The 19,199-nt window shown below is 65.1% G+C and carries 20 protein-coding genes; 8 read left to right on the top strand and 12 right to left on the bottom strand.

The window, feature by feature from the left end:
- Positions 1-144 precede the first annotated feature (144 nt).
- Both IB261_RS15260 and IB261_RS15255 read right to left on the bottom strand, forming a co-directional pair.
- The gene (locus IB261_RS15260) at positions 145-369 is read right to left on the bottom strand and encodes a hypothetical protein (RefSeq protein ID WP_225606061.1); all 225 of its coding nucleotides are present in this window, start codon (positions 367-369) and stop codon (positions 145-147) included.
- 389 nt (positions 370-758) lie between these two features.
- The gene (locus IB261_RS15255) at positions 759-4,898 is read right to left on the bottom strand and encodes a CheR family methyltransferase (protein WP_192382488.1); all 4,140 of its coding nucleotides are present in this window, start codon (positions 4,896-4,898) and stop codon (positions 759-761) included.
- A 402-nt stretch (positions 4,899-5,300) separates the two neighbouring features.
- Between IB261_RS15255 and IB261_RS15250 the strand changes: the two genes are divergently transcribed.
- A complete protein-coding gene (locus tag IB261_RS15250) occupies positions 5,301-6,203 on the top strand; it encodes a hypothetical protein (RefSeq protein WP_081519939.1) in 903 nt (300 codons plus the stop codon).
- A gap of 240 nt (positions 6,204-6,443) precedes the next feature.
- Positions 6,444-7,556 carry a mechanosensitive ion channel family protein gene (locus IB261_RS15245; protein ID WP_192382487.1) on the top strand — a complete coding sequence of 371 codons (1,113 nt, stop codon included), beginning with the start codon at positions 6,444-6,446 and terminating at the stop codon, positions 7,554-7,556.
- A gap of 2 nt (positions 7,557-7,558) precedes the next feature.
- Here the strand turns inward: IB261_RS15245 and IB261_RS15240 are convergent, their stop codons facing one another.
- Complete coding sequence (locus tag IB261_RS15240; RefSeq protein ID WP_151187106.1) at positions 7,559-8,629, bottom strand: DUF748 domain-containing protein; 1,071 nt, start codon at positions 8,627-8,629, stop codon at positions 7,559-7,561.
- 160 nt (positions 8,630-8,789) lie between these two features.
- On the opposite strand from IB261_RS15240, the gene IB261_RS15235 reads away from it, so the two are divergent.
- A complete protein-coding gene (locus tag IB261_RS15235) occupies positions 8,790-9,044 on the top strand; it encodes a hypothetical protein (protein WP_081519936.1) in 255 nt (84 codons plus the stop codon).
- 54 nt (positions 9,045-9,098) lie between these two features.
- Here the strand turns inward: IB261_RS15235 and IB261_RS15230 are convergent, their stop codons facing one another.
- Positions 9,099-9,329 (bottom strand): hypothetical protein, encoded by a 231-nt coding sequence (locus IB261_RS15230; RefSeq protein ID WP_081519935.1) that lies wholly within the window; start codon positions 9,327-9,329, stop codon positions 9,099-9,101.
- Positions 9,330-9,510: 181 nt separating this feature from the next.
- Between IB261_RS15230 and IB261_RS15225 the strand changes: the two genes are divergently transcribed.
- Positions 9,511-9,828, top strand: coding sequence for a YgaP-like transmembrane domain (locus IB261_RS15225; RefSeq protein ID WP_081519934.1), 318 nt, complete (start codon positions 9,511-9,513; stop codon positions 9,826-9,828).
- Between the two features lie 46 nt (positions 9,829-9,874).
- Here the strand turns inward: IB261_RS15225 and IB261_RS15220 are convergent, their stop codons facing one another.
- The 6 genes from IB261_RS15220 to IB261_RS15195 form a co-directional block, all read right to left on the bottom strand.
- A complete protein-coding gene (locus IB261_RS15220) occupies positions 9,875-10,435 on the bottom strand; it encodes a type 1 glutamine amidotransferase domain-containing protein (protein ID WP_192382486.1) in 561 nt (186 codons plus the stop codon).
- 70 nt (positions 10,436-10,505) lie between these two features.
- Entirely contained in the window at positions 10,506-10,919 is a 414-nt protein-coding gene (locus tag IB261_RS15215) for a CBS domain-containing protein (RefSeq protein WP_081520032.1), read from the bottom strand.
- A 271-nt stretch (positions 10,920-11,190) separates the two neighbouring features.
- A complete protein-coding gene (locus IB261_RS15210; RefSeq protein WP_081519932.1) occupies positions 11,191-11,655 on the bottom strand; it encodes a low affinity iron permease family protein in 465 nt (154 codons plus the stop codon).
- Complete coding sequence (locus IB261_RS15205; protein ID WP_263864851.1) at positions 11,636-11,770, bottom strand: hypothetical protein; 135 nt, start codon at positions 11,768-11,770, stop codon at positions 11,636-11,638. Before IB261_RS15205 ends, IB261_RS15210 begins: the two co-directional genes overlap by 20 nt.
- 168 nt (positions 11,771-11,938) lie before the next feature.
- Positions 11,939-12,232 carry a hypothetical protein gene (locus tag IB261_RS15200; RefSeq protein WP_081519931.1) on the bottom strand — a complete coding sequence of 98 codons (294 nt, stop codon included), beginning with the start codon at positions 12,230-12,232 and terminating at the stop codon, positions 11,939-11,941.
- A gap of 53 nt (positions 12,233-12,285) precedes the next feature.
- The gene (locus IB261_RS15195) at positions 12,286-14,055 is read right to left on the bottom strand and encodes a thiamine pyrophosphate-requiring protein (protein ID WP_192382485.1); all 1,770 of its coding nucleotides are present in this window, start codon (positions 14,053-14,055) and stop codon (positions 12,286-12,288) included.
- A gap of 222 nt (positions 14,056-14,277) precedes the next feature.
- Between IB261_RS15195 and IB261_RS15190 the strand changes: the two genes are divergently transcribed.
- From IB261_RS15190 to IB261_RS15175, 4 genes are read left to right on the top strand one after another with little or no spacing between them, the layout of a single operon-like run.
- A complete protein-coding gene (locus IB261_RS15190) occupies positions 14,278-15,303 on the top strand; it encodes an acyl-CoA dehydrogenase (RefSeq protein WP_412548393.1) in 1,026 nt (341 codons plus the stop codon).
- Entirely contained in the window at positions 15,300-16,043 is a 744-nt protein-coding gene (locus IB261_RS15185) for a PIG-L deacetylase family protein (protein ID WP_192382483.1), read from the top strand. Before IB261_RS15190 ends, IB261_RS15185 begins: the two co-directional genes overlap by 4 nt.
- Positions 16,040-16,618 (top strand): class I SAM-dependent methyltransferase, encoded by a 579-nt coding sequence (locus tag IB261_RS15180; protein ID WP_318653065.1) that lies wholly within the window; start codon positions 16,040-16,042, stop codon positions 16,616-16,618. The genes IB261_RS15185 and IB261_RS15180 overlap by 4 nt, the downstream gene beginning before the upstream one ends.
- Entirely contained in the window at positions 16,615-17,274 is a 660-nt protein-coding gene (locus IB261_RS15175; protein ID WP_192382482.1) for a glycosyltransferase family 2 protein, read from the top strand. Before IB261_RS15180 ends, IB261_RS15175 begins: the two co-directional genes overlap by 4 nt.
- Positions 17,275-17,293: 19 nt before the next feature.
- Here IB261_RS15175 and IB261_RS15170 read toward each other — a convergent pair whose 3' ends face one another.
- Both IB261_RS15170 and IB261_RS15165 read right to left on the bottom strand, forming a co-directional pair.
- Entirely contained in the window at positions 17,294-18,079 is a 786-nt protein-coding gene (locus tag IB261_RS15170; RefSeq protein WP_081519926.1) for an alpha/beta hydrolase family protein, read from the bottom strand.
- Positions 18,066-19,175, bottom strand: coding sequence for a DUF3182 family protein (locus IB261_RS15165; RefSeq protein ID WP_081519925.1), 1,110 nt, complete (start codon positions 19,173-19,175; stop codon positions 18,066-18,068). The genes IB261_RS15170 and IB261_RS15165 overlap by 14 nt, the downstream gene beginning before the upstream one ends.
- Positions 19,176-19,199 lie beyond the last annotated feature (24 nt).

Below are 19,199 nucleotides of genomic sequence, written 5' to 3'. Positions count from 1 at the left end.
TGCTTCGCGTATCACACCTGCCGGGCTAGACGGCTCAACTTTCCTCGGAGATCTGCCAGCACCTGGTGCGCGTTGACCGCGTGCTCTCTGTGGGGCCGCAGTACGCGCCATTGGGTTAATCAGTGATAAGCGGGGTCGGAGCGGCTACAGGTCCAGGATTTGCCGGCACAGCTCCTGGAGCGCGGCGAGTCGTTCGTCCAAGACCGCGCCCTCCTGGTGAAAGTCGTCGAGCTGGCGGCGCAACTTGCGCAGATCGCCCAGGACGTTCGGGTAGTCCTGGAGCACGTAGGAAACCGCTTGCAGCGGGTCACGCGACGGGGCGTAGAGGGTGGCCAGTTCGACCAGGTGATGCGGGATTTCGAGGGGCAAGGGCGTTCGCATAATGGCCATTACGTTACGCGAGGCATGGAGGCTGCGCCATGTTCCATACCCCGCTCAACGTAACGCCTCACATTATGCGAAGTTATCTATGCAGCGCACAGGGTCGAGTGTCACAGAATCAAAGTCCCCGGTTGGCTGTTTTGCCCCTGGTGCCTGTCTTTCCTGAAAACTGGATTTCCGTTGTCCAAGGCAATCCATCGCTCATGGTGCGCCTCGACTCCTGACTGAGGTTCTTCAGAAGCTGCACCTGTTCTTTGTCGTTGATGGCGCGGCAGCACCTGTTGAGGCAAATCGCATCTCTTATCCTGTCCCGGCCTGCGGGCGGAAACCTGTGGCCGCCTTGCAATCGAAAGCGGCCATGCCACGCAGATCGCTCGCTACTCGGAAGTTTTCCCCGTTGTACCGCTGACTCCCAGTTCCCGAGCGACCTGCTGCAGCCTTTCCAATGACACCGGCTTGCTGACATGCGAGTTGAAGCCGGCGGCATGGGCATCCTCAGCATCCGCGGCAGCGCCATAGCCAGTCAGCGCCACAGACGGTGTCTGGGCGTGCTGTGGCAATTGGCGGGCTCTGCGCATCAGCTCGTATCCATCCATGCCAGGCATCCCGATATCCGAGAGGATCAGATCAAAGGACGAGCCTTCCAGGCATCTCAAGGCTGTCGGACCATCCTCGGCGGTCGTCACGTCCGCGCCCTCGATCGTAAGCAGTTGCTCCATGATCAGGCGGATATCCGGTGAGTCGTCCACCAGTAGCAGACGGGCTCCGGCAAAGGGGCCGGTAGACTCCTGCAAGGTGTCCACCGGCAGGTCGAACTGACGGTAAAGCGGCAGCCACACCGTGAATAGTGCGCCCTGCCCTCGCCCTGCAGACGACGCTTCGATCCGCCCTTGCTGCGCTTCAACCAGCTCGCGCACCAGTGCCAGGCCGATACCAAGGCCCGGTGTGTGACTTCGTTGCTGCTCATTGCTGGCCTGGCCGAACAGTTCGAATATGCGTGGCAGATCTTCCACCGGGATACCTTGGCCATTGTCCCGCACCTGGATGCGCAACATGCCCTCGTCCTGCTCGAGGGCGACCTGGATATGGCCGCTGGCGGGAGTGAACTTCACCGCATTGCTCAGCAGATTCCAGAGGATCTGTTCGACACGTACCGGGTCCGCCTCGGCCACCAGCGGGTCATTGCCACGCGCGGGCATCTGCAGATCGATCAGCAGGTCCTTCTCATGAGCTTCCGCGGACAAGGCGCCAACCACTTCCTCGATCACACTCTGCAGGATGACCGGCGCCAGATTGAGCTTGAGTTTGCCGGTATTGACCCGCGACAGATCCAGCAGGTCATCGATGATGCGTGCCTGGCTGCGTACCGAGCTCTGGATGCCTTCGATGGCGCGCGAGGCCACCGCATGCGAGCGCACCGCAGACAGGCGCGCAATCAGCTCGGCATTGAGCTGGATGATATTCAGCGGATGCTTGAGTTCGTGGGACATCATCGCGAAGAACTCATCGCGCAGACGGATCTTCGCCTGGTTCTGCTGCAGGCGGTGTTCCTGCTCCGTTTCCGCGCGCTTTTTGCTGGTCACGTCACGGCCGATCTTGGCATAGCCATGTGGGCCGCCATTGGGCAGCGCAGTGGTCACGCTGCTGCAGAAGAAGGTGCTGCCGTCCTTTCGCAGGTGCCAGCGATCGGTCTCCACCCTCCCCACCTGCCGCGCCACCCGCAGTTCTTCGCGCAGCACGCCGGAGCGCTGGTCATCCTCGCTATGCAGGATATCCAGGCTCTGCCCTATCACATCGGCCTCGCGGTAGCCGTAGGCGCGTTCGGCGCCCTTGTTCCAGCCAGTGATGCTGCCGCTGCGGTCCAGGGTGACAATGATGAAGTCCTGAGTGCTTTCCACCGCGAGGCGCAGGCGCTCCTCGCTTTCCCGGGCCTTGTCTTCAGCGAGGCGTCGTTCAGTGACGTCGATGAATGTCAACACCGCACCGTCGATGATGTTGTCGGTCGTCCGGTACGGCAGCATCCGCACCAGGTAGCGCCTTTCATCCTGGCTGGAAACTTCGCGCTCGATGGTTCGCAGGGACTCGAAGCTGCTCGACGCATCGCGGGCCAGGTCCGGGTAATCCAGCCGGTGGGTGATATCCAGCAACGAGCGTCCAGTGTCGGATGCGATGATGCTGAAAATCTCGGTGGCGCGCGGGGTGTAGGACTTGATGCGCATGTCGCGGCCGACGAAGACGGTGGCGATGTCGGTGGACGCGATCAGGTTCTGCAGATCGTCGTTGATCTTGCCGGTTTCCTCGACCTTGGTCTTGAGCTCCTGGTTGACCGTGATCAGTTCCTCGTTGATCGACTGCAGCTCTTCCTTGCTGGTCTCCAGTTCCTCGGTCGTCGAACGCAGCTCTTCGTTGATCGCCTGCAGTTCTTCGTTGGACGCCTTGAGCTCTTCCGTGGACGTTTCCGCCTGCTCGATGGTCGCCTGCAGCTGCTCCTTGTTGCGCTGAAGTTCACTCTCCAGCTGCGAGAGCACGCTGTCCTTGACGTTCTGCTGATGGCCGTTGGCGTCGCCACTCATGGTCTCTTCGACTTCATCGAAGATAACCAGAGCGAAGTCCGAGTCCATGTCGCGGAATGGCCGGATGACCATGTTGATGTAGGACGTGGTGCCATCGCGCTCATGCTTGACGCGCCGCGCCTCGACGCTCTTCCCGGTCTGGAACGCCTGGAACAGCGCGGTGCGCAGCTCCAGGCGCAGCGACGGATGGACCAGAGACAGCAGATTGTGCGACGGCTCGCCACCGACATAGCGCAGGTAGCGCCCGGCCTGGTCGGACATGTGCACGATGCTCGACTCGTGGTTGACCACCACGCTGGGCGGCGCGTACTGCTCCAGCACGCGCTGGTGCAGGTCGGCAAAGGACACACGGCGACGCTCGGCCGGGCGCTCGTTGCTCGCCTGCGGCGTATCGGCAAGGGGCATCACCGGCAGTGGCGAGGTCGGCCGGCCCATGACCGCGCCGGCCTTGGCGCGGTAGATGCGGTTCTTCTTGTCCACCGGGGTGAAGAGCTCCTGACAGACGTCAGCCGATTCGGAACTGCCCAGGAACAGGTAGCCGCCCGGCGCCAGGGCGAAGTGGAACATCTGCAGGATGTCCGCCTGCACTTCGCGGTCGAGGTAGATCAGCAGGTTGCGGCAACTGATCAAGTGCAGCTTGGAAAACGGCGGGTCGCGCAGCAGGTTGTGCATGGCGAACAGCACGCGCTCGCGGATTTCCTTTTTCACCCGGTAGCGCGTCTGCTCCTTGGTCACGTACTGGCGCAGGCGCTGGGGCGTGATGTCGGGAAGGATCGCTTCGGGGTAGACCCCGCTACGGCCGATGGCGATGGCGTGCTCGTCGATGTCGGTGGCGAACACCTGGAACTGCCGGTCGATCTCCCGGTAATCCACGTGCTCGGCGAGCAGGATGGCCAGCGAGTACGCCTCTTCACCGGAGGAGCACCCGGCGCTCCAGACCCGCACCGGGGCATCGCTGGTTTCCGGCATGTCGAACAGGCCCGGGATGATGTCGCGCTCCAGCGCTTCGAAAGCCTCGCGATCACGGAAAAAGTTGGTGACCCCGATCAGCATGTCGGCCAGCAGGTGCCGGGTTTCTTCCGGCGCGCCCTGAAGGAAGGCGCGGTAGGCCGGCAGGTCCCCCAGGCGATTGACCTGCATGCGCCGTTCGATGCGCCGCAGCACCGTGGCGCGCTTGTAGTGCTTGAAGTCATGGCCGGTGCGGGTGCGCAGCAGACTCAGGATGTCCTTCAGAGCGGTTTCGGCGGCGCGCGACTGCTCCGGGTCCTCGATGGAGCGGAACGGCGTGGCGACGTCGGCGTCTGCGGGCAGTTGCATGTTGCGCATGCTCTGCCACAGGTCGATGAGTTTCTGCGGCATGTCACCCACCGGCAGGACGAAGTCCACCTGGCCGGTGGCAATGGCACTGCGCGGCATCTCGTCGTACTCGGCGTCGTCCGGTGACTGGGCGATGGTCACCCCGCCCTGCTCTTTCACCCGCGACAGCCCGGCCGAACCGTCGCTGCCGTTGCCGCTCAGGACAATGCTCACCGCGTGCTCGGCGTGGGCGTCCGCCAGCGTGCGCATGAAGATATCGATGGCGATGTGGCGCGGCTGGCCGGGGTTGAGCTCGGTCACGCGCAGGTAGCCATCGTTCATGGTCAGCTGCATGGCCGGGGAAATCAGGTAGACACAGTTGCGCTCGATGGGCGTCGGCTCACTGACCTGCTGCACCTTCATCTTGGTGACTTTCTGCAGGATCTGGTGCGCGCTGCTCTCATGATTGGGCGAGAGGTGCATCACCACCACAAAGGCCATGCCGTTGTCGTTGGGCATGTTTTCGAACAGCCGCAGCAACGCACCCAGACCACCCGCCGACGCGCCGATGCCAATCACCGGAAAGTTGAGGTGGCTGGGCTGCACCTTCAGCTTGAGGCCTTCGGCGGCGGGGATCTCTTCACTCATGGCTCAGGGTTCCTTGGATCGTGTTCCTGCGAGTCAGGCGGCCGGATCGCCGGCAGGCCGAAGAGTAGCAGCGTTGAGCATCGAAACCGAGATTCGGCGCGCCAAATTCGAAAGCGGCTATCGACGTCTGCGCCACCTGGAACGGGCGTACCGTCAGGCTTCGTGCATTGCTGCTTGCTCCAGCAGAAGACCACGGGTCGGGCAGTCGGGTTCGTAATTCCTGCGCTCGCAGGAGGTGGATCGTGCATTCTGCCGCCGCCGAGCCGGGGGGCCATGCGTTCTGCATCCCTTGCATGCGCACCTTCAATCACAACTCTTTGAAAGTATTGATTTTAATATTTTGAAACAGCTGGCATGCGCGGTGCAAAGGCAGGTTCAGGCCCAGCCAAAGGAGCACCGCCCATGATTGCCAGCGCCGATACCTCCCTCACTAGCACTCTCGATCACTCCGGCGTCGCCTGGCCGGCGATCTTCGCCGGCGCGGCCGCCGCCGCGGCACTGTCGCTGATCCTCATTGTCCTGGGCTTCGGCCTCGGGTTCTCCGCAGTGTCGCCGTGGCCTGGCGATGGCGGCAGCTTCAAGCAGATGAGCATCTCCACGTTCATCTGGCTGGCGATCACCCAGGTGCTCGCTTCCGGCCTGGGCGGATACCTGGCCGGACGCCTGCGGGTGAAATGGGCCAGCCTGCACGGCGATGAAGTCTATTTCCGCGATACCGCCCATGGCTTCCTCGCCTGGGCCATCGCGACGCTGGTCACCGCCACCCTGGTGATCGGCTCGGTCAGCAGCCTGGTGGGTGGTGGCCTGCAGGCGGGCGCCACGGTGGCCGCTGGCGCGGCGGCGAGTGCCACCAGCGCTTCCTCCGGCAAGGACGACAACGACGCCGCCTACTTCATCGACACCCTGTTCCGCGACAACCGGCCGGTCGCCGTCAGCGATGACGCCGCCCATGCAGTCGCCTCCCGTATTTTCGTGCGCGGCCTGGCCGAAGGGCAATTGAGCGCAGACGACCGCACCTACCTCGCCCGAGTGATCGCCCAGCGCACCGAGATCAGCCAGGCCGAGGCCGAGCAGCGCATCGATGCCGTGTTCGCCCAGGCGCAACAGGCCAAGCAACAGGCATTGCAGGCCGCCGACACGGCCCGCAAGGTCGCTGCCGGTTCGGCGCTGTGGATGTTCGCGGCGCTGCTGTGCGGTGCGTTCTTCGCCAGCTTCATGGCCATCCACGGCGGCCGCCGCCGTGACGCAGAGCTGCTGGTGGCTCACCACCTGCACTCCACCTCCCCCGCCCACTCCATTCGCTGACAGGAGACTCACCATGCGCTCGATCCTCCTTTACTTCCTCGGCGTGCCGATCCCGATCATCATCCTGATCGCGCTGTTCTGGCATTGACCCCCGTTAAGGGGATGCGGGAGGGTAACCCCTACCCTCCCGCAGCACTTCTGCGTGACAGACTCCCGCGGCACCGCTCGTGCATTGCGGCTGAACTTCTGCCCCCTACCCGGCCCCAAACCTACTCCTGTCATTCGCGATAAGGAGCAACCATGGAGTCGCTGTATGCCTGGCTGGACCTGAGCCAGCTCGGCCGCTTGCTGTTGGTAGTGGTGGCCGCCGCCGCGGGATTCCTCATCCTGCGCTTTTTGATCAGCCTGGCGCGCAAGCGCCTGGAGGGGCTTACCAGCCAATGGGCGCGCTACGCCGCGGCAATCGCCGGGCGCACCAGCAACGTGCTGGTCTTCGTCTTCGCCTTGATGCTCGCGCTCAAGCTCACCACCCTGCCCGACAACTGGAGCACCGCCCTGTCGCACGCCTGGTTCGTCGTGCTCGCGCTGCAGGTCGCCTGGTGGCTGGATGTCTGCGTGCGCCTGTGGACGCACAACCTGTCCCGCTCGCGCTTCGGCGGCATCCAGAATCCGGTAATGGCAACGATTGTCTCGGTGGTGGTGCTGGTGGTGGTCTGGGCCGTGATGCTGCTGTCGATCCTGGCCAACCTGGGCGTGGACATCACCGCGCTGATCGCCAGCCTCGGTGTCGGCGGCATCGCCGTGGCACTGGCGGTGCAGACCATCCTCAGCGACATTTTCGCCTCGCTGTCGATTGGCTTCGACAAGCCCTTCGAGATCGGCGATTTCGTGGTGTTCGGTGACGTGGCCGGAACCATCGAGCACATCGGCCTGAAGACCACGCGCATCCGCAGCCTGAGCGGCGAGCAGATCGTCTGCTCGAATGCCGAACTGCTCAAGCAGACGCTGCACAACTACAAGCGCATGAACACCCGCCGCATCGTTTTCCAGTTCGGCATCAGCTACCGGACCTCGGCTGAGCAGGCCAAGGCGGTTGCCGACCTGGTCAGGGAGATCATCGACGAGATCGACGAGGCGAAATTCGATCGCGCGCATTTCCTCTCCTTCTCCGAGAGCCGCTTGCTCTACGAAGTCGTCTTCATCATGCAGACGGCTGACTACAACCGTTACATGGACGTGCAGCAGCGGATCAATCTGAGCTTGCTGGCCGGCATGCAGGAACTGGGCGTGGAGTTCGCCTTCCCGGTGCGCGAGCTACGCAATGTCTCGGCTGTTCGCGACTTGCGCGAGCGGGATCGCGGGGTATTCGATGCACAGCGCCAGGAAGGATCGCCGCGCGGCACCAGCCACTAGCGTCAGTCAGTGGGAGCCGAGCGCTCGTAACGGGCGTTGAAGGCCTGGATGAAGGCGTTGCGCAGGATACCGAGGAAAGCCTGGAAGGCACTGATGTCCTGGCGATGGATATTGCCGTTCAGATCCACACGGGTAGCGAACTGGTCCTTGCGCTGGTTCTTCAACACCGTCTCGCCGCCACCGACCAGGGCTTCCCAGATCGAACGGAACAGGCCCTTGTCCTTCTCCTCCACATCCTGTTGCCAGTTGAACACGTCGACATCGCGCAGTAGCGGTTTGATGTAGCCGCTGAGGCGGCCGTTGTCCGCTTTCGCTTCGATCACCAGGGTGCCGTGGCCACGATTGAAGTCGAACTTGCCGTAGGCGGAGGCGAAGTCGTTGACCCGGCGCAGCTCCACCTCGCTGGCGCGCAAGCGCAACTGGAAGTCCTCGAAGTCGGTGAACGGGTCGAATGACGCCTCGACCTCCACCGGCGCCTGGTCGAACAGGCGCGCACGCCCCTCAAAACGGGCGACCCGCTCGCCCTTCTCGTCCGCCACGTTGGTGAGGTTGTACAGGCTTGCGTTAACCGCGCTGGCAGACAGGTGCACCGGTGGATTGGACTGGTAGTTGTGGAAGCGAATGCGCCCATCCTCGATGCGCAGCTCGTCCAGAGTGATCGGCAACAGCTTCTCCAGCTGCGCATGCCAGTTGGTGCCGGCGCCGCTCTGGGATTCCTGGCTGCTGCCGCCATCGACGAAATTCAGCTCCGGCCGCAGGAAGATCACCCGCGCCACGATCCCGTGCTCGTACCACAGCGCATGCCAGCTCACGGCAAGGTCTATCACTGGCGCGTCCAGCAGCGGCACCGGCACCTTGCCGCTGACCTTGACGATCTTCAGCCCGTTGATGCGGTAGGCGCCGCGCCACAGCGCGAGGTCCACATCGGTGATCTGGCCGTGATAATCGCCCATGCGCTCCAGTTGGCCGTTGAGGTAGTCGCGGATCACGTAGGGCAACGCGATATGCGCGACCAGCAGCAACAGCAGGATCGCCAGGACGCTCGCCATGGGCACGCTGTAGCGCCTTTTCATCCCTGTCTCCAAAGGTTCTCTGGCAGTGGACTGGCCTGGTGGCGAGCGAGTTCAGGGAATTGCTGCCGCCCGGCTGCGACAACGGCGCGGCGACGAATGATATTCAAATGCCATCATTCTGTGGTTTATTCGGGTTTTCAGGCTTTGACCCGGAGGTTGCGTGCCGCCGATTTTCAGCAAAGGCACCTACGAGCTGTTCACCCCCGGCGGGGTCGGCAAGCGTATCGGCGTGCTGCGCAACGGCCGCGTCGAGTTGCTGAGCAGCCCGGATCGCTTCCGCGTCTACGCCAACCATCTGTTCATCGAACTGGATGGCCAGGACCTTGGCGAATGCATCGGCGAGATAGACGCCAGCGGCCAGGCCCAGTGGCTGGATGGGCGCGCCCTCTTCCGCGTAATACCGGTGTCCTCCTGAGGCGCGCCGCGTCAGATCAGGAGCAGACCGACCGCGAGCTACGCGGCAATGGCCTCATTTCTCGGCAATGCCACTGAGGGTGATGCCGTACCGGCGCAGCAGCTCGGTACTGGAGGCATCGCCGTGCTGGTCTCTTGCCGCTCCGTACTCACCGGCGGGCAGGTTCTGCCGCACCCAGCCCAGGAGGAACGCCGTCGCCTGCTCGATGCTCGGGCGCCCGTCGTGGTTCATGTCCAGCGTGCTGGTGTTGTTGTCCTTCTGGTAGCTGATCACCCATTCAGTCATAGGTACCTCCTCGGTTCGCTGCATTGCGCCTGTGCAAGTGAGTCGCCCGGCCCGCTGGAGTTGCCCCGGTGCGACAGACGGACCGACCGCCTGCGAGTCAACTCGAACCAAACGCCGCCAGCACCTGCCTACGGAATACCGGAGGCCCTGGCGCCTTGGCATTCAGCAGCGGGAGAGCGACATGAGCAAACAGAATCTGAGCGGATGGGAACGGGCGGCCTCCATCGCCGCAGGCATTGCAGCAATCGGCCTGGGCGTGCGACGTGGCGGGCTGGCCGGCTGGTTGCGCGTGGGCGCTGGAGTGCTGGCGGCCAAGCGCGGCCTGAGCGGGCACTGCCAGGTGAAGGCGGCGTTGAACAAGCCGGTCCTGGAACCGTTGCGCTCCGAACGGGCCGCTGCGGTGCCCTCCCCTGGCGTGGCGGATTCGACGGTGTCGGAAGCGCGCATCGACCATGCCCTGGAAGAAACCTTCCCGGCGAGCGATCCGATCTCGCCCTGATCCTGTGCGGCACCCCGGCCGTCAGTCATGCAGTTCTCCTGTTCGGTCACGCAGCCTTGAGCGCTTCGCCCAGTGCCTCGTTGAACGCCTTCAAGTCACCGGGGGTGCGCGACGTGATCAGCGTCCAGCCCTTGGCCGGGCAAACCTCCACCTGGGCGTCGCACCAGTCGGCGCCGGCGTTCACCAGGTCGGTGCGGACACTGGCATAGGAAGTCAGTGATTTCTCGGAGACCACACCGGCGTCGATCAGCAACCAGGGGCCGTGGCAGATGGCGGCGATGGGTTTGCCTGCCTCGCTGAATGCCTTGACCAGTCGTTGAGCGTCCGCGTCCTGGCGCAGGGTGTCGGCATTCACCGTACCGCCGGGGATCACCAGCAGGTCGTAGTCACCGGCCTTGAGGCCCTTGATCCTGGCGTCGGAGTTCACCTGGATGTCCTTCTCGCTGTCGTGCACCCAGGTCTGCGCCGAACCGCCCTTCACGCTGGCATGGATGACGGTGGCGCCCTGCGCTTTCAAGGCACGCATCGGCTCGAGCAGTTCATCGCGTTCGATGCCGGCATTGGCGGTGATGATCAGGACGTTCCTGCCTTGCAGATTATCAGTCATGGATAGACCTCCTCTGGAGCAGGACGCCGCTGGGGCGCCCTGCTCGCGGATGGGTTGCGGTTGTGACGGATCAATGCGCCCGCGCCACCGAGCGCAGGAGATTGGCACTGAGCTTGTCGGCATTGCAGCTGGCGACGTTGGCCAGGGAGACGATGCCCACCAGGCGCTTCTCGCGGTTGACCACGGCCAGGCGGCGCTTCTCGATCTGCGCCATGTTCTTCGCCACATGGTCGACGGATTCGTCATCGAAGCAGTAGCAGACATCCTCGCTCATCACTTCGCTCACCGGCGTGCTCAGGTTCAGCCCGTCGGCCAGGCCGCGCACAACCAGGTCACGGTCGGTGAGGATGCCGCTGAGGTGGTCGTTGTCGTTGACCAGCAAGGCGCCGACGTCCACCTGCCGCATCAGCAGTGCAGCCTCCTGCAGCGTGGTGTCCGGGGAAATGGTGCGCACCTCGCGGCTCATGATCTCGCGTACGGCCATGGAGCTGCGTTCGGTCGAGCGGTCACTTCGGGCTTGGTCTCTCATGACATGTCCTCCTGTGTCGTGGCTGTCGTTCGGTGGAAAGGCAGTCGCCGCGATCGTTCGATGTTTCCGTCGCACCGGTCATTCAGGAGTGCTTGTTTCATTGGCAGTCTTCGGCGCCAATTTGCGCGCCGTCGACCTCGTGGATCAGCCCCGGCTGCAGCTCTTAGACTCGCGCTGAGTCCGCGTGGCGCCGTGGAACACCATCGCCGCGAGGCATGACTGGATTTCAATCCCCCGGATTGCGCTCCTGCTGTTCTTCCCGGTTGGCCACTTTCTGTGGCGAACCTTCCGTGGCGTTGTTCTCCTCGCCCATTTCCTCGTAGGTCTTGCGCAGCTTCTGCAGTTCTTCGCTGCCCATGTCGTCCAGCCCCATGAGCACGCGGTGGGCGTGATGGGTGGTGCGCAGGAGTTCGTCGATCTTGATGTGCAGCGCGTCGGTGTCGCGGTTCTGGGTGCTCTGGATGAGGAACACCATGAGGAAGGTGATGATGGTGGTCGAGGTGTTGATCACCAGTTGCCAGGTGTCGTTGAAATGGAAGAACGGCCCGCTGAGCGCCCACCCCACCAGCAGCACGCAGGCGAGGGCGAAGGTCAGCGGGCGACCGGCCCATTGCGACAGGGCCTGGGCGAAGCGCGAGAAGCTGGCCCCGGCCTTTTTCTCGTCGGGGGAATTATTCGCCGCGTTCGACATGGACAGTGCGCTCAGGGACGGTGATGGTGACTTCGCGCGGCGGCGTCGGCTTTTCCAGGACCTTGTGCTTCCGACCGCCGGGTTTGCCGGCGGAAGCAGTCCGAGGGGCGGTCATGGCGTGCTCTCCGCAATAGGGGTACCTGTCCGGTAGAGGGGGCGCCCGCGCCACGAGTTCAGAAAAACCATGGCCGGGAGCCGCGATCGGCTGAAGGCGAGTTCACGGGCATGGCCCGCTCCTGCAGGTCGCCCCACGGGATGCAAGCGCCTGCAACGCACACCCGGCTCAATACGCGTCAGGCGTCGTGCCCTTCTTCTGGGTGTTGTCGTGGTTCTTGCTCTTCTGCTTGTCCCTGCTTTCCTGGGACTGCACCTGGCTGTTGTCGTCGGTGCGGCCTTCGTCCTTCTGCTTCTGCTGCGAAGCCGGCGGCGTAGGCGCCTGGCCGGGGCTCTGGCCGTGGGGCTTTTCGTTGGTCGGCACCTGGTTGGTCGCCTCGGCGGCGTAGGCTGGAATCAGTCCGATGGACAGCCAGGCCAGCAGAACGGCGGCAAAGGGCCGGGTGAGTCTGGTTTTGTTCATGGTGCGCTCTCCTCTGGTTGGATCAATTCGGGGTTGGATCAGTTCGGGTTGGATCATTTGCGCGCCAGCAACTGCCGCGCGCTCTGGCGCAGCACGCCCCAGCGGCGCGGGTCGCCGGGCAAGGCGCCGAGCAGGTTGCGCGCCTGCTCGAAGCTGATGTGCGGCGGCAGCGGCGGTACATCGGGGTCGGTGAGTACCTCCAGCAGCACCGGGCGGTCGGATTCGAAGGCTTCCTGCCAGGCTGCGCCCAGATGCGCGGGGTCGGTCACGCGGATGCCGCGAAAGCCCAGCAGCTCGGCATAGCGCGCATAAGGGAAGTCGATGACTTCCTGGGCAGCGGCAAACTCCGGGTCGCCGGCCAGGGCGCGCTGTTCCCAGGTGACCTGGTTGAGGTCGCCGTTGTTGAGCACCAGCACGATGAATGTCGGGTTGTCCTTCCAGCGCTTGTGGTACTGCTGCACGGTGACCAGTTCGGCGTTTCCGTTCATCTGCATGGCGCCGTCGCCGACCATGGCGATCACCGGGCGTTCGGGGTGCGCCAGCTTGGCCGCCAGGGCGTAGGGCACTCCGCTACCCATGCTGGCCAGCTTGCCGGAGAGCGAGCCGAGCATGCCTGGGCGCGCACGCAGGTCGCGGGCATACCAGTTGGTGTGGGAGCCGCTGTCGCCCGCCAGGATCACATCGTCCGGCAATTGCGGCGAAAGCTCCCAGAACACCCGCTGCGGGTTGATCGGTTCGGCGGGCTTCATCGCCTGCTCGCGCAGCTCCTTCCAGCTGTCCTCCACCGCCTTCTCAATACGGATGCGCCAGGTACCGTGGCGCTTGGGCTTGAGCAGCGGCAGCAGGCGCTGCAGGGTTTCCCCGGCGTCGCCCAGCAATACCTGGTCGATCGGGTAACGCATGCTGACGTTGCGTGCCTGCAGGTCGATCTGCACCGCCCTGGCCTGCCCCGGCCTGGGCAGGAATTCGCTGTAGGGAAAGGTGGTGCCGATCATCAACAGCGTGTCGCAGCGCTCCATCAGCTCGGCGCTGGCGCGGGTGCCGAGCAGGCCGATGGAGCCTGTCACGTAAGGCAGGTCGTCGGCGATCACCATCTTGCCCAACAGCGCCTTGGCAACACCCGCGGAAAGCGCCTCGGCCACCGCTTCGACTTCCTGGTGAGCCCCCAGCGCACCGGCACCGACCAGAATGGCGACCTTGCGCCCGGCATTGAGGATTTCCGCGGCGGCCACCAGCTCTTCCTCGCGAGCATAGGGTCGCGGTGCGATGAAACCGACCCCCGAATAGACATGGCCATGCTTGTGTGGCGGCTTTTCCGCCGGCATCTGCTGCACGTCGTTGGGGATGATCACCGTGGCGACCTGGCGCTCGCAGCAGGCGACCCGCAATGCCCGGTCGATCACATGGAGCAACTGGCTCGGGCTGGCCACGGTCTCCACATAATTGCTCACGTCGCGGAACAGCGTATGCAGGTCCACTTCCTGCTGGTAGTCGCTGCCCAGGGAAGTCACCGCCTGCTGGCCGACGATGGCCAACACCGGCTGGTGGTCCATGCGCGCATCGTAAAGGCCGTTCAGCAGGTGGATGGCGCCCGGCCCGGAGGTCGCCAGGCAGACGCCCACGTCACCGGTGAACTTGGCGTGGGCGCCGGCCATGAAGGCAGCCATTTCCTCGTGGCGCACGCGAATGTAGTCGAAGTCTTCGGCGTGCCGGCCGAAGGCTCCCATGATTCCGTTGATGCCGTCGCCGGGATAGCCGAAGACGCGATGTACGCCCCACCGGGTGAGGCGTTCGAGCAATTGATCGGCGACCGTCTGGGACATGCTTTCCTCCGTTGGATTGGCGAGGGAATTGCGCAGCGCAGGCATTGCGCCCCTTTCTCGACCGACCGGCCCTGTCGGGACGGGTTCAGAACAATTCGTCAGCGGCGAGGCTTTACGAGGTGTCTTTCCAGCGTGGTCGCCTTCCCTACGAACGGCACGCAGAGGGTTTGAACCCATGCGCGGCAAAGTCAGTCCGGATGAATAAGCCCCTCACCATCGGACATCGCCATGACCCAGGATGGCCTGAATGCACTGTGCGCCCTGCTCCAGGATTTCGAACTGCCGCTGCACGCCGACCAGCAGCAAGCCACGCTCGGCCACGCGCTGCGCACCCTGAGCGACAGCGGCCTGGACCTGCTGCCCAGCCCGGGGAGCGGCGCCACCCTGCGCCGCTGGCAGGCTCTGTCGGCGGTAGCCGGCAGCGATCTGTCGCTGCTCAAGCTGTACGAGGGGCATACCGACGCCTTGGCCATCCTTGACGAACTGCAGGGAGAAACCCGTCCCGGCACCTGGGCGGTCTGGGCGGCCGAGCCGCCGGGTACCAGCGTGAGGATCGTTGCCCGCGAGGCCGGGTTCGTGCGCATCAGCGGCAGCAAGCCATGGTGCTCGGGCGCATCGCTGGTGGAGCACGCGCTGGTGACGGCCAAGGATGAGCAGGATCGCCCGCAGTTGATTGCCGTGACCCTCGACCAGCCGGGCGTAAGGATGGGCGATGGCGATTGGCATGCCGTCGGCATGGCGGCTACCCGCAGCGCCACGGTTGATTTCCAGGGGGTACTGGCGCGCTGCGTAGGCAATCCGCAGGCCTATCTGCAGCGGCCGGGTTTCTGGCACGGCGGCGCCGGCATAGCCGCCTGCTGGTACGGCGCTGCCAGTTGCCTGGCCAGTTACCTGCGCAATGGCCGGACCGAAGACGTGCACGCCATGGCCCATCTGGGCGCGGTGGATGCCGCGCTGGCTGGCGCCGCCGGTGCATTGCGCGAATGCGCCAGCTGGATCGACGACAACCCGGAGGCCGACTCCGAGCTGCCCGCGCGCCGGGTACGTGCCCAGGTCGAAGGCGCGGTCGAGGCTGTGCAATGGCACGTCGGCCACGCCCTTGGCGCCACGCCTTTCTGCCGCGACCGGCGCTTCGCCCGGATTGCCGCCGACCTGCCGGTATTTCTCCGCCAGAGCCACGGCGAGCGCGACCTGGCGCACCTTGGACTGCAGCTGGCGAACCAGCGCCACGAACGGTGGGCGTTGTGAGTGACGCTTTCAACCTGATCGCCGGTTCGGCCGGCACGCCCACCTCAGCCTGGCGGGCCGGCGGGCAGTTGGACCGGCTGCCGCGAATCAGCAGCCGCGAGCTGTTCCCGGCGGGCCGGCGGTTGGTGGTGGTGGCGCCGCATCCCGACGACGAGGTACTGGCGTGCGGCGGCCTGTTGGCCAGTCTTGCCGGTGATCGCGAGGGGCTGCTGATCTCTGTCACTGATGGTGAAGGCAGCCACCCGGACTCGCCGCACTGGACGCCGCAGCGCCTGCGCACGACTCGGCAGGAAGAAAGCCGTCGCGCACTGGCCGAACTGGGTCTCGATCTCCTCTCATGGCAATGGCAACGCCTGCACCTGCCGGACAGTGCTGTACAAGCCGATGCCCTGGCAGAAGCGCTGACCGAATGGCTACGACCCGGCGATCGGTTGATCAGCACCTGGCGCCACGATGGTCACCGCGACCACGAGGCCACCGGGCTGGCCTGCGCCCAGGCCGCCGCGCGCTGCGGCGCCCGGCATATTGAAGCGCCAATCTGGGCCTGGCACTGGGCCTCGCCCGGCGACCCGCGCCTGCCCTGGGCCAGGGCGCAGCGACTGGATATCGACGAGGCCGCGATGCAGCGCAAACGCCGGGCGATCCACGCGCACGCCAGCCAGCTCGAAGGCCCCCGGCCGATCCTCGATGCGCGCCTGCTGGAGACCCTGCTGCAACCCTTCGAGGTGTATTTCCTGTGAGCGCACTGACCTCCAGCCATTTCGACGAAATGTTCCGTGACGATCCTGACCCCTGGTCATTCCGCTCATCCTGGTACGAGCGCCGCAAGCGCGGGTTGATCCTTGCCAGCTTGCCGCGCGGCCGGTTCGCCAGTGGCTACGAGCCGGCCTGCGCGAATGGCGAGACCAGCGCCGAACTCGCCGGCAGGGTCGACTCGCTGCTGTGCAGCGACTTCAGTGCCGAGGCCCTCGCCCTCGCCTGCCAGCGTCTTGCCGGGCTTGAGAACGTTCGGCTGGCCAGGCACTGCCTGCCCGCCGACTGGCCTCGGGAGCGCTTTGAGCTGATCGTGCTGGGTGAACTGGGCTATTACCTGGCGCCTGACGACTGGGCCTGCATCTGCCAGCGCGCGGCGGCCAGCCTGCAGCCGGGCGGCGTGCTGGTCGCCTGCCACTGGCGCCATCCCATCGACGGCTGCTCGCTCACGGGGGATGCGGTGCATGAACACCTCGCACGGGCAATGGCCGCTGCAGCCACGGTCAGCCATGTCGAGCCGGATTTTCGCCTGGAGCTGTGGTACGGCGAGGCCGCTGCATGATCGGCGTACTGGTGCCGGCACATAACGAAGCGGAACTGCTCGGCGCCTGCCTGGCGTCGCTGCAGCAGGCGGCACGGCATCCGGAGCTGAACGAGGAAACGGTGTGCATCCTTGTCGTGCTGGACGCCTGCACTGACGGCAGCGAAGCCGTGGCGCACGCAGCGGGTGTCTCCGTGCTGCGAGTCGAAGAGCGCAACGTTGGCCATGCCCGCCGCGCCGGGGCGGCGCGTCTGCTGGAACTGGGTGCCCGCTGGCTGGCCTGCACCGACGCGGACAGCTGCGTCGACCGCGATTGGCTGGTGCGCCAGCTGGCTTTCGGCGCAGAAGCTGTCTGCGGCACCGTACGCGTGGAGGACTGGTCGCCCCGCGTGGAGCCGGTTCGCCTGATCTACGAGGATCATTACCAGAGCCACGAGGACCACCGGCATATCCATGGCGCCAACCTGGGCGTCTGTGCCCGCGCCTACCAGCGCGCCGGCGGCTTCCGCCCGCTGCCTGCGGACGAGGACGTGCACCTGGTCCGCGACCTGGAGCGCAGCGGCGCTCGTATCGTCTGGACGCACCAGACCTGCGTGACGACCAGCGCTCGTCGTGATTGCCGGGCGCGCCACGGTTTCGGCGAGTTCCTTGATGGACTCGCGGCACCGTCTGGATGAACGGGCGGCGCCGTGTGGCTCAGCCGACGATCAGCCGGTTGGCCCGCTCGCCGACCACCATCTCGGTGATCCAGCGCACCAGGATGTCGGTATAGGCGGCCTGGGACGTCTCGCTGCTCAGCGCATGGTCGGCCTGGTCGATGATCCGGTGAGTCAGCGAATGTGTGCGCTGGAAGGCTGCGCGGTAACTCATGATGGTCGGGTGCGGGATATAGCTGTCGTGCTCGGACTCCACCAGCAACACATCGCCGTGAAACCCGGAACAGGCCTTCAGTGCGCGGTTGCTGGCCGCCGGGATCAGGCTGGAGCGGTAGGCCATCAGGTCGTCGCGGGGCAGGTCGCGCTTGGGCACGTCCCAGTCCTCGTCGCGGTAGATCGCCGGCACGCGCAGGGCGAGCCAGCGCACAGCGCGCAACTCGGTGAGGATCGCGGCGAGATAGCCGCCATAGCTGGTGCCGACCACCGCGATGGCGCTGGAGTCGATGCGTGGGTGCGCCGCCAGCCGATCATAGGCGGCCAGCAAGTCGCGCAGGTTGTCTTCGCGGGTGATGGAAGCCTGCAGCGCTTCGCCAGCGCCGTGGCCGGCCAGGTCGAAGGTCAGGCAGACGCAGCCAAGCCCGGCGATACCGCGAGCCCGATTGAGATCGCGCTCCTGGCTGCCGCCCCAGCCGTGCACGAAGAGTACGCCGGGTACATGAGTGCGCGGGCTGAGGAAATTACCCTGCAGGCGCAGGCTGCCGACATCGATATCGATGCGCTCGTCGCTGGAAAACTCACGGGGAAACAGCTCGTCACGGGAAGACATAAGGCGCCACCATTGCGTACTTCATGAGGAAATCGCCGTGCTCGTCCGGCCCGCGATACAGCACGCGAACGTTGTCCGGCAGGGGTTTGTCCTCGAAGATTTCGAACGTCGAGGCACGCACCACGCACAGCGCCGGATCGGCGACGAAGGCTTCCAGCGCCGCCAGTTCTGCTCCGCTGGCACCGCCGATACGCCAGGACTGCTCCAGCACGCCCGAGCAACGCTGGCCGTGGACGTCCAGGCCCTGGGCGACGTCATAGTTGCGCCGCGAGGCGAAAAAGGCCGGCAGCAGCTGATGCGCGGCGCGGTCGAACTGCATCGCCTGGTGGATTGCCAGTTTCACCGATTCCACCAGGTCCAGTGCGAGCAGGCAGGCGAAGTCGCCACGCACCACCAGCAGGTCACTCCCGCCGTAAACCAGCTCACCGCGCGGATTGCGGTTGCGCTGCTGGACGCCGTGATAGCTGAGCAGAACACCATTGATCATTACCTGGCCGACGCTGTGGGTCTGCGGCTCGTCCAGGTCGTCCTCGATCACCAGCCCTTCCTGGTAATCATCTTCCTCGTAGCAAGCCAGGGCCTCTGCCAACTGGTCCGTATCCGCCACGACCTGCTGGCCCTGCCCGCCCCGGCTGGCTGCCGGCTTCAGCCGTTGCGGGCCACGCTGCAGGCGGGCGCTGGCACAACGCACGGCGTCGTTGTGGGAGAACACGCTGTGGCCATCGAGCACCAGCGGTTTTACCCGTGCAGCGAATGCGTCGCTCCAGCCGCGCGGAGTCAGGGTCGGTCGGTCGATCAGCGGGTGGACGATGGCCTTGCCGCCCTGGAAGCCGTATTGCACATAGCCGCCGAACAGGTCCAACGGGCCATGGATGCCAAACTCCTCAGCCTGTTCGCGACCTGCCACCGTGGCATCCGGCACCCAGTAGAACTGCTGGCCGGGCTGCCGGTGCGAGGGCGGTTCGGAGCGGAAGTCCAGGCCCTGGATCTGCGCCAGCCAGGCGCTCAGCGCCTCGTGGGTCTGGCGGTCGGCAGGCTGCGCATCCGGGTCCAGCGAGCAGGCCACGACCAGGCGTGGGCGATCGGCATCGTTCATGAAGCGTCCCTCGGTCAGGCTGTA

Origin of the sequence: Pseudomonas sp. PDM20 (assembly GCF_014852575.3) — a bacterium.
Lineage (GTDB): Bacteria > Pseudomonadota > Gammaproteobacteria > Pseudomonadales > Pseudomonadaceae > Pseudomonas.
The sequence above is the reverse complement of the archived record's forward strand: the minus strand, read 5'-3'. Positions and strand labels throughout refer to the sequence as shown.

Coding starts and splice junctions, on each gene's coding strand:
- IB261_RS15255 (WP_192382488.1), bottom strand. CDS start 4,898: ATGAGTGAAGAGATCCCCGCCGCCGAAGGCCTCAAGCTGAAGGTGCAG.
- IB261_RS15250 (WP_081519939.1), top strand. CDS start 5,301: ATGATTGCCAGCGCCGATACCTCCCTCACTAGCACTCTCGATCACTCC.
- IB261_RS15245 (WP_192382487.1), top strand. CDS start 6,444: ATGGAGTCGCTGTATGCCTGGCTGGACCTGAGCCAGCTCGGCCGCTTG.
- IB261_RS15240 (WP_151187106.1), bottom strand. CDS start 8,629: ATGAAAAGGCGCTACAGCGTGCCCATGGCGAGCGTCCTGGCGATCCTG.
- IB261_RS15230 (WP_081519935.1), bottom strand. CDS start 9,329: ATGACTGAATGGGTGATCAGCTACCAGAAGGACAACAACACCAGCACG.
- IB261_RS15225 (WP_081519934.1), top strand. CDS start 9,511: ATGAGCAAACAGAATCTGAGCGGATGGGAACGGGCGGCCTCCATCGCC.
- IB261_RS15220 (WP_192382486.1), bottom strand. CDS start 10,435: ATGACTGATAATCTGCAAGGCAGGAACGTCCTGATCATCACCGCCAAT.
- IB261_RS15215 (WP_081520032.1), bottom strand. CDS start 10,919: ATGGCCGTACGCGAGATCATGAGCCGCGAGGTGCGCACCATTTCCCCG.
- IB261_RS15210 (WP_081519932.1), bottom strand. CDS start 11,655: ATGTCGAACGCGGCGAATAATTCCCCCGACGAGAAAAAGGCCGGGGCC.
- IB261_RS15205 (WP_263864851.1), bottom strand. CDS start 11,770: ATGACCGCCCCTCGGACTGCTTCCGCCGGCAAACCCGGCGGTCGGAAG.
- IB261_RS15200 (WP_081519931.1), bottom strand. CDS start 12,232: ATGAACAAAACCAGACTCACCCGGCCCTTTGCCGCCGTTCTGCTGGCC.
- IB261_RS15195 (WP_192382485.1), bottom strand. CDS start 14,055: ATGTCCCAGACGGTCGCCGATCAATTGCTCGAACGCCTCACCCGGTGG.
- IB261_RS15175 (WP_192382482.1), top strand. CDS start 16,615: ATGATCGGCGTACTGGTGCCGGCACATAACGAAGCGGAACTGCTCGGC.
- IB261_RS15170 (WP_081519926.1), bottom strand. CDS start 18,079: ATGTCTTCCCGTGACGAGCTGTTTCCCCGTGAGTTTTCCAGCGACGAG.
- IB261_RS15165 (WP_081519925.1), bottom strand. CDS start 19,175: ATGAACGATGCCGATCGCCCACGCCTGGTCGTGGCCTGCTCGCTGGAC.